Below are 14,658 nucleotides of genomic sequence, written 5' to 3' on the forward strand. Positions count from 1 at the left end.
ATCGAGATGGAACGATCCGTTTCGGAACATCATGAAGAAAGGGCGAAGAATGCCGGTTTTCGAGGGCATTCGGCGAGGAGGCGCCTGTGCCCCGACGAGACGGTTCCGTCCCGTTGAGGCCTCGTTAGCCATAAACGCAGAACGTGCCGCCGGGCGGCCTCATCGCGGATTTCCGGCCGTCAGTGCGCCTCGTCCCAGTTGGTGGCGGCCCGCGCGTCCACCTTCAGCGGTACCTTCATCGACAGCGCCGGCATGGAGGCGTTCTCCATGACGTCGACGATGACGGGGATGGCCTTCTCGACCTCGCCGTCCTCCACTTCGAAGATCAGTTCGTCGTGCACCTGCAGCAGCATGCGGGCGGAAAGGCCGGCCGCGGCAAGCGCCGGCTCCATCTTGATCATGGCGCGGCGGATGATGTCGGCCGCCGATCCCTGGATCGGCGCGTTGATCGAGGCGCGCTCGTTGAAGGCGCGCACCGAGGGGTTGGACGACTTGATCTCCGGGTAATGCGCGCGGCGGCCGAAGATGGTCTCCACATAGCCGTTCTCGCGGGCGAAGGCCTTCGTCGTATCCATGTAGTCCTTGATGCCCGGGAAGCGCTCGAAATACTTCTTGATGTATTCGCCGGCCTCCGAGCGCTCGATGGAGAGCTGGTTGGCAAGGCCGAAGGCGGAGATGCCGTAGATGATGCCGAAATTGATCGCCTTGGCCCGGCGGCGGATTTCCGACGGCATGCCCTCGACAGGCACGCCGAACATCTCGGAGGCCGTCATGGCATGGATGTCGATGCCGTCGGCGAAGGCCTGCTTCAGTTGCGGGATGTCGGCGACATGGGCGAGCACGCGCAGCTCGATCTGGCTGTAGTCGGCCGAGACCAGCTTGTGCCCGGGCGTCGAGATGAAGGCCGTGCGGATCTTGCGCCCTTCCGCCGTGCGCACCGGAATGTTCTGGAGGTTCGGATCGGAGGAGGAAAGGCGGCCGGTCGTCGTCGCGGCGAGCGCGTAGGACGTGTGCACGCGTTTCGTGTCGGGATGCACGAAGCCGGGCAGCGCGTCGGTATAGGTGGATTTCAGCTTGGTGAGCTGGCGCCAGTCGACGATCTTGCGCGGCAGCGGAATGCCCTGCGCGGCAAGGTCCTCCAGCACCTGCGCGGAGGTCGACCATTGGCCGGTCTTCGTCTTGGAGGCGCCGGGAAGGCCCATCTTGCCGAAGAGGATGTCGCCGAGCTGCTTGGGCGAACCGATGTTGAAGCGCTCGCCGGCAAGCTCGTAGATCTCCTCCTCGAAGCCGGCCGCGCCCTGCGCCAGCTCGCCGGAGAGGCGCGAGAGCACCTGCCGGTCGATGGTGATGCCGCGTTCCTCCATGCGGGCGAGCACGGGCACCAGAGGGCGTTCCAGCCGCTCGTAGACGGCCGTCATGCGCTCGGCCGCAAGGCGCGGCTTCAGCACGTGCCAGAGGCGCAGCGTCACGTCGGCGTCCTCGGCCGCATAGGCGGTGGCGCGGGAGATGTCGACCATGTCGAAGGTCTGCGCGCCCTTCCCGGAGCCGGCGACCTCCTTGTAGGAAATCGGCTTGTGGCCGAGCCAGCGTTCGGAGAGCGTGTCCATGCCGTGCGTGCCCGCGCCCGCATCCAGCGCATAGGACATCAGCATCGTGTCGTCGAAGCCCTGAACGGTGATGCCGTGCCGGCGTATGACGAGGTAGTCGTATTTGAGGTTCTGCGCGACCTTGAGGACCGACGGGTCCTCCAGCAGGCCCTTCAGCCGCTCCAGCGCCGCGCGGATGGGGATCTGCCCATCGGCCATGCCGCCGCCGAGGAGGTCGCCGACGCCCGTCTTGTGGTTGAGCGGCACGTAGCAGGCGCGGATCACGGTGCCGGAAGGGTCCTTCGCATTGTCGGCGATGGCGAGCGAGAAGCCGCACAGTTCCGCCTGCATGGCGTCGAGCGAGGTGGTCTCCGTGTCGAAGCCGACGAGGCCGGTCTCGCGCGCGGCGGCGATCCAGCGGTCGAGCGCTTCGAGGTCGCGCACCGTCTCGTAGGTGGAATGGTCGATCGGCGCCGCTGAAAAACGCTCCGCGCGGCTCCTTGCCAGCGCTGTGGGCGAAAGGTCGCCGGCAACGGCGGCAGGCAGCAGCGTCGCGGCGGCTTCCGCCGCCGTCTCCGTGCCGTCGAGGATGGAAGAGGGGCCGGCGGCCTCGCCCTTGTCGAGGTCCGGGCCGTGCGCCGCAGCGCCCCATTCCACCGGCACGTTGGCCGCCTCGATGGCGCCGGCATCGCAGTCGCACGCTTCCGCCACGCGCCGCGTCAGCGTGGTGAACTCCATGGCCTTCAGGAAGGCGATGAGCTTCGGGCCGTCCTGCGGATGCAGGATCAGCTCGTCCAGCGGCGTGTCGAGGGGCGTGTCCGTCTTCAGCGTGACGAGCTGGCGCGAGAGCCGCACGAGCTCGCGGCTGGCGATGATGTTCTCGCGGCGCTTGACCTGCTTGATCTCCTCGGCGCGGGCGAGCAGCGTGTCGAGGTCGCCGTATTCCTCCAGCAATTGCGCGGCGGTCTTCGGGCCGATGCCGGGGACGCCCGGCACGTTGTCGGTCGAATCGCCGGTCAGCGACTGGAGGTCGATCATCTTCTCCGGCGGCACGCCCCATTTCTCGATCACCTCGGGAATGGAGATCTGCTTGTCCTTCATGCCGTCATACATCGAGACGTTCTCGGTCACGAGCTGCATGAGGTCCTTGTCGGAGGAGACGATGGTGACGTCCGCGCCGTCCTGCTCGGCAAGGCGGGCATAGGTGGCGATCAGGTCATCGGCCTCGAAGCCTTCCTTTTCGATGCAGGGCAGGTTGAAGGCGCGGGTCGCGTGGCGGATGAGGCCGAACTGCGGGATCAGGTCTTCCGGCGGCGCGGTGCGGTTCGCCTTGTACTGGTCGTAGAGATCGTTGCGGAAGGTTTTTGAGGAATAGTCGAAGATGACCGCGAAATGGGTCGGCGTCACGCCCACGTCGGTGTTGCGCGCATCCTTCAGGAGCTTCCACAGCATGTTGCAGAAGCCGGAGACGGCATTGACCGGCAAACCGTCCGACTTTCGGTTGAGCGGCGGGATGGCGTGGAAGGCGCGGAAGATGAAGCCGGAGCCGTCGACGAGGAAGAGATGATCACCTTTTTTCATGGGGTGAATGGATAGCGCGGGCGGCCTGTCGCGTCCATCTTTCATTGCGGGCGAAGGGTGCCCGGAAGCCTCACGCGAACGTTACCGATTTGTAATTTTCGCGGGCCTTCGAATCCCTTGAAAAGCCACATTCGGACCCACAGATATTCCTCATCGGCACCTGATCAAGCCGTGTCTGGCATAACGGCCTGTCCCCCGCCGCGCCAGACAAGGACAAAGGCCTTATCCCCCTCTCCGGGCCTTTGTCCAACATTTGCGAAGAAGCCGCCGCGACAAGCCTCCTGTCGTCGGCGGCTTCCCGCGTTTGAGGGGTTGCATCGCCTGCGATCCATCGTTGTCATCGTCTGAAAACCGGCATAGCTTCTTGCCATGGAGTTTGACCGGAAGGATTCGGCAGCCTACCTCGCCAATCTCCTGGCGAAGGGGGCCTCCCGCGCGCTGCAGGCGCGGGCGGACGGTGCCGGCTTTGCGCCCGGCCAGTTCCCGGTTCTGCTGGAACTATGGGGCGGCGACGGCCTCACCCAGCGCGAACTCCTCGACAGGCTCGACATCGAACAGGCGACCATGGCCAACACGCTCGCGCGCATGGAGCGCGACGGGCTCATCTCGCGCCGCCGCCACCCCCGGGACAGGCGTGCGCAGCTGGTTTTCCTGACGGCGCGCGGCAAGGCGCTGCGCGAGAGCGCGATGGCCGCGGCGAGCGCCACGGAGGACGCGCTTTTCCAGGGCTTCCGCCGCTTCGAGCGGGAACTGCTGCTCGAATACATGCGCATGGTGCTGGCCAATCTCGGACGCGGCGTTCGCCCCTGACCGTCGCAGGGCCGTCATACGATTTGCCCTTGCCGACGGGATCGGTCTAATGTCGCCGCGAAAATCATTCTGATTTGCCGCATGCCGCCGCCGCGGGGCCGCCTTCGCGCAGCATGCATTGAAGGATACCGACATGACCAACATTCTGCCCGTCCTCGATCGCGCCAGCGCCGATATCCCGGCCAGCCTCGAACGCCTGTTCGAGCTGGTGCGCATCAAGTCCATCTCCACCGACCCGGCCTTCAAGGCGGATTGCCGCCGGGCGGCCGAATGGCTGGTCAAGGAGCTGCGCTCGCTGGGCTTCGACGCGACGGTGCGCGATACCCCCGGCCATCCCATGGTCGTCGCCCATCACGAGGGTGCCAAGGCCGATGCGCCGCATGTCCTCTTCTACGGCCATTACGACGTGCAGCCGGTCGATCCGCTGAACCTGTGGGACCACGATCCCTTCGATCCGGCGGTGCGCGAGGTCGAGGGCGGCCGGCGCATCATCACCGGCCGCGGCACCTCCGACGACAAGGGCCAGCTCCTCACCTTCGTGGAAGCCTGCCGCGCCTACAAGGAAACCGTCGGCGCGCTGCCCTGCCGCGTCACCATCCTCTTCGAGGGCGAGGAGGAGTCCGGCTCTCCCTCGCTGAAGCCCTTCCTCGAAGCCAATGCCGCCGAGCTGACGGCCGACTTCGCCCTCGTCTGCGACACCAGCATGTGGGACGCCGATACGCCGGCGATCTCGGCGGGCCTGCGCGGCCTCGTCGGCGAGGAGATCGTCGTCAAGGCGGCTGACCGGGATCTGCATTCCGGCTATTTCGGTGGCGCGGCGGCCAACCCGATCCACATCCTCGCCGACGTGCTTGCGGGCCTGCACGACGAGACCGGCCGCGTGACGCTTCCCGGCTTCTACGACGGCGTCGAGGAAACGCCGACGCAGATCAAGGCCGCCTGGGAGAAGCTCGGCAGCTCGGCCGAAAGCTTCCTCGGCGAGATCGGCCTTTCCATTCCGTCCGGCGAGAAGGGCCGGTCGGTGCTGGAGCTCACCTGGGCGCGTCCGACCGCCGAGGTCAACGGCATCACCGGCGGCTATACCGGCGAGGGCTTCAAGACGGTGATCGCGGCGGAAGCCTCCGCAAAGGTCTCCTTCCGCCTCGTCGGCAAGCAGGATCCGGCGAAGATCCGCGACGCCTTCCGCGCCTATGTGCGTGCGAAGATCCCGGCCGACTGCTCGGTCTCCTTCCACGCCCATGGCGGCTCGCCGGCCATCCAGCTTCCCTACGATTCGGCCCTGCTCGGCAAGGCGAAGGACGCGCTCTCCGACGAATGGCCGAAGCCCGCCGTCGTCATCGGCATGGGCGGCTCGATCCCGATCGTCGGCGACTTCCAGAAGATGCTCGGCATGGAATCCCTGCTCGTCGGCTTCGCGCTGTCGGACGACCGCATCCATTCGCCGAACGAGAAATACGATCTCCGGTCCTTCGAGAAGGGCATCCGCTCCTGGGTGCGCATTCTTGCGGCGCTTGCCGCCCGTTGAGGGCGGACAGACGGGCCGGGCCGGCTTCGACCGGCCCGAAACCCGCGGATTGGAACGGTACGCGATGGCATTGAAGACCGGGGGCAGGATGGAATGAAGCGGCTGGGGAAACTCTTCTGGCCGCTTGTCAGCACTGCGGCGATCGTCCTTTCCGTCTATATCCTCTACCGGGACCTGAGGGGCCTTTCGCTCGATGCGTTCATGGCGAGCCTCCAGGCGATCCCGCTGTCGGGCTGGCTGCTTTCCTGCCTCGCCACGCTCGTCGCTTACGCGGCGCTCGCCGCCTACGATCACCTGGCGCTGGAACATCTCGGCCACCGCATTTCGCTGTGGTTCATCACGGTCACCTCCTTCACCACCTATGCGCTGTCGCACAATATCGGCGCCTCGGTCTTCTCCGGCGCGCTGGTGCGCTACCGCGCCTATACGTCGAAGGGGCTTGCCGGCTCGGAGGTCGGCCTGCTCGTCGCCTTCTGTTCCTTCACCTTCGTCCTCGGCACCTTGATGCTGTTCGGCCTCGTCCTCGTCTTCGAGCCGCAGATCGTCGAGCGCTTCGCCGATTTCCTGCCCATCGAGGCGGCCTTCTCGACGGGGCTCTTCATCCTCGCCCTCGTCGCGCTCTATGTCGTCGGCAGCCTCGTCGGCTTCCGGCCGATCAACACGCGCTGGCTCAAGCTCGAATATCCGAAGCCCTCGCTCGCCTTCCGCCAACTCATCATCGCGCCCATCGAGCTCATCGGCGCGGCGGCGATCATCTATTTCGTGCTGCCGGCGGCGGGCAATCCGGGCTATTTCGTCGTGCTCGGCATCTTCCTCGCCTCCTTTTCCGTCGCCCTGCTCTCGCATGCGCCGGGCGGCATCGGCGTCCTGGAGCTCGTCTTCATTGCCGGCCTGCCCGACATGGACCCGGCGGCGGTGCTGGCTGCGCTTGCCGTCTTCCGCCTCTTCTACCTCATCATTCCCTTCGTCATGGCGCTGGTGGTCATCCTCGTCTTCGAGCGGCAGCGCTATCTCGCCCGGGCGCGTGAAACCGAAGATTGAAACGGGTGGATCCTTCCCGGTTCATTCCGCGTTCAGGCGAATGGTTTCATGCTATGAACCGTCTGAACAAGTGTGAGACGACAACCCAAGGGAGACCGACATGAAGATATCGATCAAGACGGGCCTTTCCACCGCGGTGGCGGTTGCCATGTTCGCCACGTCCTTCGTATCCGCACCGGCCTTCGCCATGCCGATGGCAAAGGTCGACGCGTCGCGCGCGTCCGACGTCGTGGACGTGCAGTATCGCCATCGCGGCGGCTGGTATCACGGCCATCGCGGCTACCGGCATTCTCGCCACGGCTACCGGCGCCATTCGGACGGCTGGTGGTATCCGCTGGCCGCCTTCGGCGCCGGCGCGATCATCGGCGGGGCAATCGCCAACGACGGCTATTCCCGTCCGCGCGAAGCCGGCATCAACCCGCGCCATACCGAATGGTGCTATGCGCGCTATCGCTCGTACCGGGCCTACGACAACACGTTCCAGCCCAATTACGGCCCGCGCAAGCAGTGCTATTCGCCCTACTTCTGAGGTGAGGATACGGGCGGCCTTCGGGCCGCCCGCTTCCGTTAGAAACGCCCGGAGCGCGTTCACCGCTTCTTAACGACCCCTTAAATCGCCGCATTTAAGGTCCACCGGACGGGCATATTCCCAGAGGGCTCATCCGACCGCTTATGGCAGGCAACCGAAAATCCCAGCGCATCGAACCGTCCTTCCATGAAAGCGAAGGGCGCGAGGACGACGATTTCCACATCGGCGCCGACGATCGCGTGACCGGCGGCGGGGGCGGGCGCAAGGGGCGGGGCAAGCCGGCGAAGGCCTCCCGCGGAAGGCGCGGCGCCGGCCGCCGGCGCGAACCCACCCTCGGCTTCTTCGGCCTCGTGCGCAGGCTCTTCTACTGGTGCATCGTGCTGGGCATCTGGGGCGCCATCGGCGTCGGCGGGCTCGTGCTCTACTACGGCGCGCGCATGCCGAGCGCCACGAGCTGGGCCATTCCCGCCCGTCCGCCGAACGTCAAGATCCTCGCGGTCGACGGCGCCATCATCGCCAACCGGGGCCTTACCGGCGGCGAGGCGCTCTCGCTGGAGGACATGTCGCCCTATATCCCGCAGGCCGTCATCGCCATCGAGGACCGGCGCTTCTATTCGCATTTCGGCATCGATCCGCTCGGCCTTGCCCGCGCGGTGATCACCAACATCGCCTCGGGCCGCACGGTGCAGGGCGGCTCCACGCTGACGCAGCAGCTCGCCAAGAACATGTTCCTCTCGCCCGAGCGCACGCTGGAGCGCAAGGTGCAGGAGGTGCTGCTTTCCCTCTGGCTGGAGCACAAGTACACCAAGGACCAGATCCTTGCGATGTATCTCAACCGCGTCTTCTTCGGCTCCAATTCCTATGGCGTCGAGGCGGCCTCGCGGCGCTATTTCAACAAGTCGGCGCGCGACGTGAACCTCGGCGAGGCGGCGGTTCTCGCCGGTCTCCTCAAGGCGCCGTCGCGCCTTTCGCCCGCCCGCGACCCGGAGGCGGCCGAAGCGCGCGCGCAGGTCGTCCTCGGCGCGATGCGCGAGGAGGGCTACGTCACCGACGCCGAGATCAAGACCGCCATGTCGCAGACGCCGGCGCGGGCGAAGCGCTACTGGTCCGGCGCCGAGCACTATGCCGCCGACATGGTCATGTCGCAGCTGCCCGGCATGATCGGCGACGTCACCGAGGACCTCGTCATCGACACGACGATCGACCTCGACCTCGAGAAGAAGGCCGACGAGGCCATCAAGGCGACGCTCGACAAGGACGGCGCCAAGCTCAACGCCTCGCAGGCCGCGCTCGTCTCCATCGACGGCACGGGCGCGATCCGGGCGCTGGTCGGTGGGCGCGACTATGCCGACAGCCAGTTCGACCGCGCCTCGAAAGCCAAGCGCCAGCCGGGCTCGGCGTTCAAGCCCTTCGTCTATGCGACGGCGCTCGAACAGGGCCGCTCGCCGCTCTCGGTGCGCAACGACGCGCCGGTGAAGATCGGCAAGTGGACGCCGGAGAACTACGACCAGAAATACCGCGGCGAGGTGACGCTCGCCAACGCGCTCGCCCATTCGCTGAACACCATCGCCGCCCAGCTCGTCATGGAGGTGGGCCCGTCGGAAGTGGTCAAGCTCGCCAAGCGGCTGGGCATCGAATCGGAGCTGCAGGCGAACGCCTCCATCGCGCTCGGCACCTCGGAGGTGACGCTGGTGGAGCTGACCTCCGCCTACGCCCCCTTCATGAATGGCGGCTACAAGGCGACGCCCCACATCATCCGCCGCATCTCGACCGCCGACGGCAAGGTGCTCTACGAGAACACCTACGATAACCCGCCGCGCGTGCTTTCACCGGAGATCGTCTCCATGATGAACGGCATGATGGAGCGCGTCATCACCGAGGGCACCGGCAAGAACGCCCGCATCCCCGGCTGGCAGGCCGCCGGCAAGACCGGCACGACCCAGTCCTTCCGCGACGCGCTCTTCGTCGGCTACACGTCCAACCTGACGACGGGCGTGTGGTTCGGCAACGACGACGGCAAGTCGATGCGGCAGGTGACGGGCGGCGGGCTGCCCGCGAGGGCCTGGAGCCAGTTCATGATCGCCGCCCACAAGGGGCTTTCGCCCTCGCCGCTCTTCGGCACGGGCATCAGCCAGACGCCCGCGAGCGAAGATACGAGGCCGGCGCCGGAGGGCGACCAGCTCTTCGACATCATCTCGCGCACGCTCGGCACCGAGGAGCGCCCGACCGACACCGGCGCGGCGGTGGCGACCGGCGAAGGCGGCGCCGTGGCGGTGGACGACGGGCTCGTGCCGCCGGCCGATGTCGGTGGCCGGCGGCAAACCGGCACCCACCGCACGACCCTTCTCGACGTTCTTCTCGGAGGCTGACGCCCGGCGCCGTCTTGACGCCCGTCAGGAAGCCCACCACATTGCCGGCGGAGCGTGCCGCATCGCGGCCGGAACGCTGATTTTGCGCGCCTTGCGGCCCTTCGATGTCTTGCAGTCGTCCGGAGGGCTCCTTATATACGCCGCAAAGCTAAGGGTTTGCCCCTCGGCTTTCTGGAAGACCATACCATTAGGGGCTGCCGAACGAATGCCTGAATGGGTTCCGGCAGTTCGCTTGAAGGAGAGAATGACATGGCTAAAGTAATCGGTATCGACCTCGGGACCACCAATTCCTGCGTCGCCGTCATGGACGGCAAGGACGCCAAGGTTATCGAAAATGCCGAAGGCGCGCGCACCACGCCTTCCATGGTCGCCTTCACCGACGACGGTGAGCGGCTGACCGGCCAGCCGGCCAAGCGCCAGGCGGTCACCAACCCGGAAAACACCCTGTTCGCGGTCAAGCGCCTCATCGGCCGCCGCTACGACGACAAGACCGTCGAGAAGGACAAGGGCCTCGTTCCCTACAAGATCGTCAAGGGCGACAACGGCGACGCCTGGGTCGAGGCGCAGGGCAAGGATTATTCCCCCTCGCAGATCTCCGCGATGATCCTTCAGAAGATGAAGGAAACCGCCGAATCCTATCTCGGCGAGAAGGTCACGCAGGCCGTCATCACGGTTCCCGCCTACTTCAACGACGCCCAGCGCCAGGCCACCAAGGACGCCGGCAAGATCGCCGGCCTCGAAGTGCTGCGCATCATCAACGAGCCGACGGCTGCAGCGCTTGCCTACGGCCTCGACAAGAAGGACGGCAAGACCATCGCCGTCTACGACCTTGGCGGCGGCACGTTCGACATCTCGGTCCTGGAAATCGGCGACGGCGTCTTCGAAGTAAAGTCGACGAACGGCGACACCTTCCTCGGCGGTGAAGACTTCGACATGCGCCTCGTCGAATATCTCGCAGCCGAGTTCAAGAAGGACCAGGGCATCGACCTGAAGAACGACAAGCTCGCCCTGCAGCGCCTCAAGGAAGCTGCCGAAAAGGCCAAGATCGAGCTGTCCTCCTCGCAGCAGACGGAAATCAACCTGCCGTTCATCACGGCGGACGCTTCCGGCCCGAAGCACCTGACGATGAAGCTGACCCGCGCCAAGTTCGAAGCGCTCGTCGACGACCTCATCCAGCGCACCGTTGCGCCCTGCAAGGCAGCCCTCAAGGATGCCGGCGTTACGGCGGGCGAGATCGACGAAGTCGTCCTCGTCGGCGGCATGAGCCGCATGCCGAAGGTGCAGGAAACCGTCAAGCAGCTCTTCGGCAAGGAGCCGCACAAGGGCGTGAACCCGGATGAAGTGGTCGCCATGGGCGCCGCCATCCAGGCCGGCGTCCTGCAGGGCGACGTCAAGGACGTCCTCCTCCTCGACGTGACCCCGCTGTCTCTCGGCATCGAAACGCTGGGCGGCGTCTTCACCCGTCTGATCGAGCGCAACACGACGATCCCGACGAAGAAGAGCCAGACCTTCTCGACCGCCGAGGACAACCAGTCGGCCGTGACCATCCGCGTCTCGCAGGGCGAGCGTGAAATGGCCGCGGACAACAAGCTGCTCGGCCAGTTCGACCTCGTCGGCATCGCCCCGGCCCCGCGCGGCATGCCGCAGATCGAAGTCACCTTCGACATCGACGCCAACGGCATCGTGCAGGTCTCGGCCAAGGACAAGGGCACCGGCAAGGAGCACCAGATCCGCATCCAGGCCTCCGGCGGCCTCTCCGACGCCGACATCGAGAAGATGGTGAAGGACGCCGAGGCCAATGCCGAAAGCGACAAGAAGCGCCGCGAGGCCGTCGAGGCGAAGAACCAGGCCGAAAGCCTTGTCCACTCGTCCGAGAAGTCGCTGAAGGACTATGGCGACAAGGTCTCCGCCGATGACCGCAAGGCCATCGAGGATGCGATTGCCGCCCTCAAGACCGCCGTCGAGGCTTCCGAGCCCGACGCCGAGGACATCAAGGCCAAGACCAACACGCTCATGGAAGTCTCCATGAAGCTCGGCCAGGCCATCTACGAGGCGCAGCAGGCCGAGACCGGCGCCTCCACGGACGAGGCCGGCGACAACGTCGTCGATGCCGACTACGAGGAAGTCAAGGACGACGACGACCGCAAGAAGTCGGCCTAAAGCCTCCTGAACTGCCGGCCGCGCATGGCGCGGCCGGTGCAACGGATAGCAAAAAGGCGGAAGTCAGCGCGAAGGGAAACAAGGCACCATGATCACTCCCGTTTACCGCGGTGGCGACATCATGGCCTTTCCTTCGCCCCGGCTTCCGCCTTTTCGCATGTGTAGCGCAAGGCAGTTCCGCAATAACAAGACCGTTCCCGCGAAACGGACGTGACCCGAATGGCAAAAGCTGATTTTTACGAGACGCTGGGTGTCTCCAAGACCGCCGACGAGAAGGAGCTGAAAAGCGCCTTCCGCAAGATGGCGATGAAATACCATCCCGACAAGAATCCGGGCGATGCCTCCGCCGAGCAGAAGTTCAAGGACGTCAACGAAGCCTACGAGATGCTGAAGGACCCGCAGAAGCGCGCGGCCTACGATCGCTACGGCCATGCGGCCTTCGAGCAGGGCGGCATGGGCGGCGGCTTCGGCGGCGGCGGTTTCGGCGGTGGCGGCTTTTCCGACATCTTCGAGGACATCTTCGGCGAGATGATGGGCGGCGGGCGCCAGCGGCGCTCTTCCGGCGGTCGCGAGCGCGGCGGCGATCTTCGCTACAACATGGAGATCTCGCTGGAAGAGGCCTATGCCGGCAAGACCGCGCAGATCCGCGTGCCGACGTCGATCACCTGCGACGTCTGTTCCGGCTCGGGCGCAAAGCCCGGCACCAGCCCCAAGACCTGCGCCACCTGCCACGGCGCCGGCCGCGTGCGCGCCGCTCAGGGGTTCTTCTCCATCGAGCGCACCTGCCCGACCTGCCACGGCCGCGGCCAGACGATCAGCGACCCCTGCACGAAGTGCCACGGCCAGGGCCGCGTCACGGAAGAGCGCTCGCTGTCGGTCAACATCCCGGCCGGCATCGAGGACGGCACGCGCATTCGCCTTGCCGGCGAGGGCGAGGCGGGCCTGCGCGGCGGGCCGGCGGGCGACCTCTACATCTTCCTGTCGGTCAAGCCGCACGAGTTCTTCCAGCGCGACGGGGCGGACCTCTACTGCGCCGTGCCGATCTCGATGACGACGGCGGCCCTCGGCGGCACCTTCGACGTGGCGACGCTCGACGGCACGAAGTCGCGCGTCTCGGTGCCGGAAGGCACCCAGGCCGGAAAGCAGTTCCGCCTGAAGGGCAAGGGCATGCCGGTGCTGCGCTCCGCGCAGGTCGGCGACCTCTATATCCAGATCCAGATCGAGACGCCGCAGAAGCTCACCAAGCGCCAGCGCGAGCTTCTGAAGGAATTCGAGGAGATCTCCTCCAAGGACAACAACCCCGAATCCGCCGGTTTCTTCGCGCGGATGAAGGAGTTCTTCGAGGGGTGAACACCTTCGGGACGCGTCTTCCAGATGGAGCCGGGGTGCAGAGCACCCCGGCTTTTTTCATGCCGCGCGCAGGATGAAGTTCGCAAAGCGCTTCTGCACGAAGGGCGTGATGACGAAGACCATCGCGAAGACCATGATCGGTGCGATGAGCGCCGTGCGCTGCCAGGTCGTCCAGCCGTCGGTGAGCGGCAGCACGATATAGAGGATCGCGGTGATCAACGGATAGACCGGCAGGAGCAGGGCGAGCGCGAGGTGGAGTTTCGAGAGCTTGCGGGGAGCGGTATTGGTCATGGGAGCAACCTTTATGAAAACGGAACGTTTCGTTTATATAGAAACGAAACGTTCCGTTCAAGCCCCTTCCATGCTAGAAGCGGAAAAAAGGAAAAGGCCATGACCGAGACAGACGAAATCAGCCCCGCCCGCCGCTCCATCGGCGCAACGCGCAATCCGGCGAGCCAGGACGCGATTCTCGCGGCCGCGGAGGCGGTGCTTCTGGAAAACGGGCTCGGCGGCTTCTCCATCGAGGCGGTGGCGCGGCGCGCGCGGGCAGGCAAGCCGACGATCTATCGCTGGTGGCCCTCGCAGGCCGCCTTGCTGTTTGACGTCTACCACAACCGCAAGCGCATCAACTTCATCCACCCCGACACGGGCAATGTGCGCGACGACCTGCGCGCCTATCTCTCCGGCCTGTTGCAGACATGGCGGGAGGGCGGCAGCGGCGAGGTCTTCCGCAGCCTCGTCGCCAAGGCGCAGGGGGAGCCCGCCGCGCTTGCCGCGCTTTCGGCCTATATGGCGGAGCGGCGCGAACAGAGCGGCAGGATCGTCGAGAAGGCGCAGGCGCGCGGCGAGGTGCGGGCGGACGTGCCGCCCACACTGGTCCCCGAGCTGCTTTCCAGCTTCGCCTGGGGGCGGCTGCTTACCGAGCGGCTGGAGGTTTCCGATGCCGAGATCGACGCGGTGGTCGATGCGGTGCTCTCCGGCATCAAGCCCTGAGGCGTCAGTCGCCGCTTTGCAGCAGCACCAGCGTCCCGTCGGCGTTCACCCGGGTCGTGACGCCCTCGTAGCTCTTCAGCCGCGGATGGCTCGTCTCGATCGGGTGGTGGTGCGTCGCCGTCATCACCGCGACATGGGCGCCGGCGCCTTCGCCCGCCAGGATGCCGGCCGGCACGTCCTCGAAGACGAGGCAGTCGGCCGGGTCGACGCCGAGCTTTCCGGCGCCGAGGATATAGCCGTCCGGCGCGGGCTTGCCCTTCGTGATGTCGTCGGCCGTCACGATGACGGTCGGCAGCGGGATGCCGGCGGCGGCAAGGCGGCGATGGGCAAGCGCCACCGGCGCGGAGGTGACGATGCCCCAGCGCCCAGCCGGAAGGGCGGAAAGGAAGGCGATCGCGCCGTCGATCGGCACGATGCCGTCCACGTCCTCCAGTTCGGCCATCTCCACCTCCTTCGCTTCCGTCACGGGGTCGACGCCGGGCAGGCCGAGCCGCGTGATCGTGTCGATGCCGCGAACGCCGTGCATGGTCGGCAGGAAGGTGGCGACGTCCAGCCCGTGCTTCAGCGCCCAGCGCGTCCACACCCGCTCGGTGGCGGGGATGGAGTTGATGATCGTGCCGTCCATGTCGAAGAGGAAGGCGGCGAAGCTGTGGTCGAAGACGGGACGGGGGGAAGAGGACAAGGCGGAGGACCTGCTGGCTGGGAGGGGAGGAC

11 protein-coding genes are annotated in these 14,658 nt (G+C 66.1%); 8 read left to right on the forward strand and 3 right to left on the reverse strand.

What is annotated here, in order from left to right; translation table 11 throughout:
* Nucleotides 1-179 precede the first annotated feature (179 nt).
* A complete protein-coding gene (gene polA / locus ACZ5TO_RS17400) occupies nt 180-3,167 on the reverse strand; it encodes a DNA polymerase I (protein WP_464798984.1) in 2,988 nt (995 codons plus the stop codon).
* Between the two features lie 369 nt (nt 3,168-3,536).
* Here polA and ACZ5TO_RS17405 point away from each other — a divergent pair, with 369 nt between their 5' ends.
* The 7 genes from ACZ5TO_RS17405 to dnaJ all read left to right on the forward strand — a co-directional run bounded on the left by ACZ5TO_RS17405 (nt 3,537) and on the right by dnaJ (nt 12,951).
* The gene (locus ACZ5TO_RS17405) at nt 3,537-3,977 is read left to right on the forward strand and encodes a MarR family winged helix-turn-helix transcriptional regulator (protein ID WP_464798985.1); all 441 of its coding nucleotides are present in this window, start codon (nt 3,537-3,539) and stop codon (nt 3,975-3,977) included.
* Between the two features lie 133 nt (nt 3,978-4,110).
* Entirely contained in the window at nt 4,111-5,502 is a 1,392-nt protein-coding gene (locus ACZ5TO_RS17410) for a dipeptidase (RefSeq protein ID WP_184144368.1), read from the forward strand.
* A 93-nt stretch (nt 5,503-5,595) separates the two neighbouring features.
* Nucleotides 5,596-6,543, forward strand: a complete 948-nt coding sequence (locus ACZ5TO_RS17415) for a lysylphosphatidylglycerol synthase domain-containing protein (protein ID WP_464798986.1) — start codon at nt 5,596-5,598, stop codon at nt 6,541-6,543.
* A gap of 100 nt (nt 6,544-6,643) precedes the next feature.
* Nucleotides 6,644-7,072 (forward strand): BA14K family protein, encoded by a 429-nt coding sequence (locus ACZ5TO_RS17420; RefSeq protein ID WP_184144370.1) that lies wholly within the window; start codon nt 6,644-6,646, stop codon nt 7,070-7,072.
* A 143-nt stretch (nt 7,073-7,215) separates the two neighbouring features.
* Nucleotides 7,216-9,441, forward strand: a complete 2,226-nt coding sequence (locus tag ACZ5TO_RS17425; protein WP_464798987.1) for a transglycosylase domain-containing protein — start codon at nt 7,216-7,218, stop codon at nt 9,439-9,441.
* Nucleotides 9,442-9,690: 249 nt separating this feature from the next.
* Nucleotides 9,691-11,601 (forward strand): molecular chaperone DnaK, encoded by a 1,911-nt coding sequence (dnaK, locus tag ACZ5TO_RS17430; RefSeq protein WP_464798988.1) that lies wholly within the window; start codon nt 9,691-9,693, stop codon nt 11,599-11,601.
* 219 nt (nt 11,602-11,820) lie between these two features.
* Nucleotides 11,821-12,951: a molecular chaperone DnaJ gene (dnaJ, locus tag ACZ5TO_RS17435; RefSeq protein ID WP_464798989.1), complete on the forward strand. Its 1,131-nt coding sequence runs from the start codon at nt 11,821-11,823 to the stop codon at nt 12,949-12,951.
* A gap of 57 nt (nt 12,952-13,008) precedes the next feature.
* On the opposite strand, the gene ACZ5TO_RS17440 is transcribed toward dnaJ, so the two are convergent.
* Entirely contained in the window at nt 13,009-13,242 is a 234-nt protein-coding gene (locus tag ACZ5TO_RS17440; RefSeq protein ID WP_464798990.1) for a hypothetical protein, read from the reverse strand.
* Nucleotides 13,243-13,341: 99 nt separating this feature from the next.
* Here ACZ5TO_RS17440 and ACZ5TO_RS17445 point away from each other — a divergent pair, with 99 nt between their 5' ends.
* Nucleotides 13,342-13,944 (forward strand): TetR/AcrR family transcriptional regulator, encoded by a 603-nt coding sequence (locus ACZ5TO_RS17445; protein WP_464798991.1) that lies wholly within the window; start codon nt 13,342-13,344, stop codon nt 13,942-13,944.
* Nucleotides 13,945-13,948: 4 nt separating this feature from the next.
* On the opposite strand, the gene ACZ5TO_RS17450 is transcribed toward ACZ5TO_RS17445, so the two are convergent.
* Entirely contained in the window at nt 13,949-14,626 is a 678-nt protein-coding gene (locus ACZ5TO_RS17450; protein ID WP_464798992.1) for an HAD-IA family hydrolase, read from the reverse strand.
* Nucleotides 14,627-14,658: the final 32 nt, after the last annotated feature.

Source organism: Shinella sp. Sh6, from assembly GCF_055392685.1.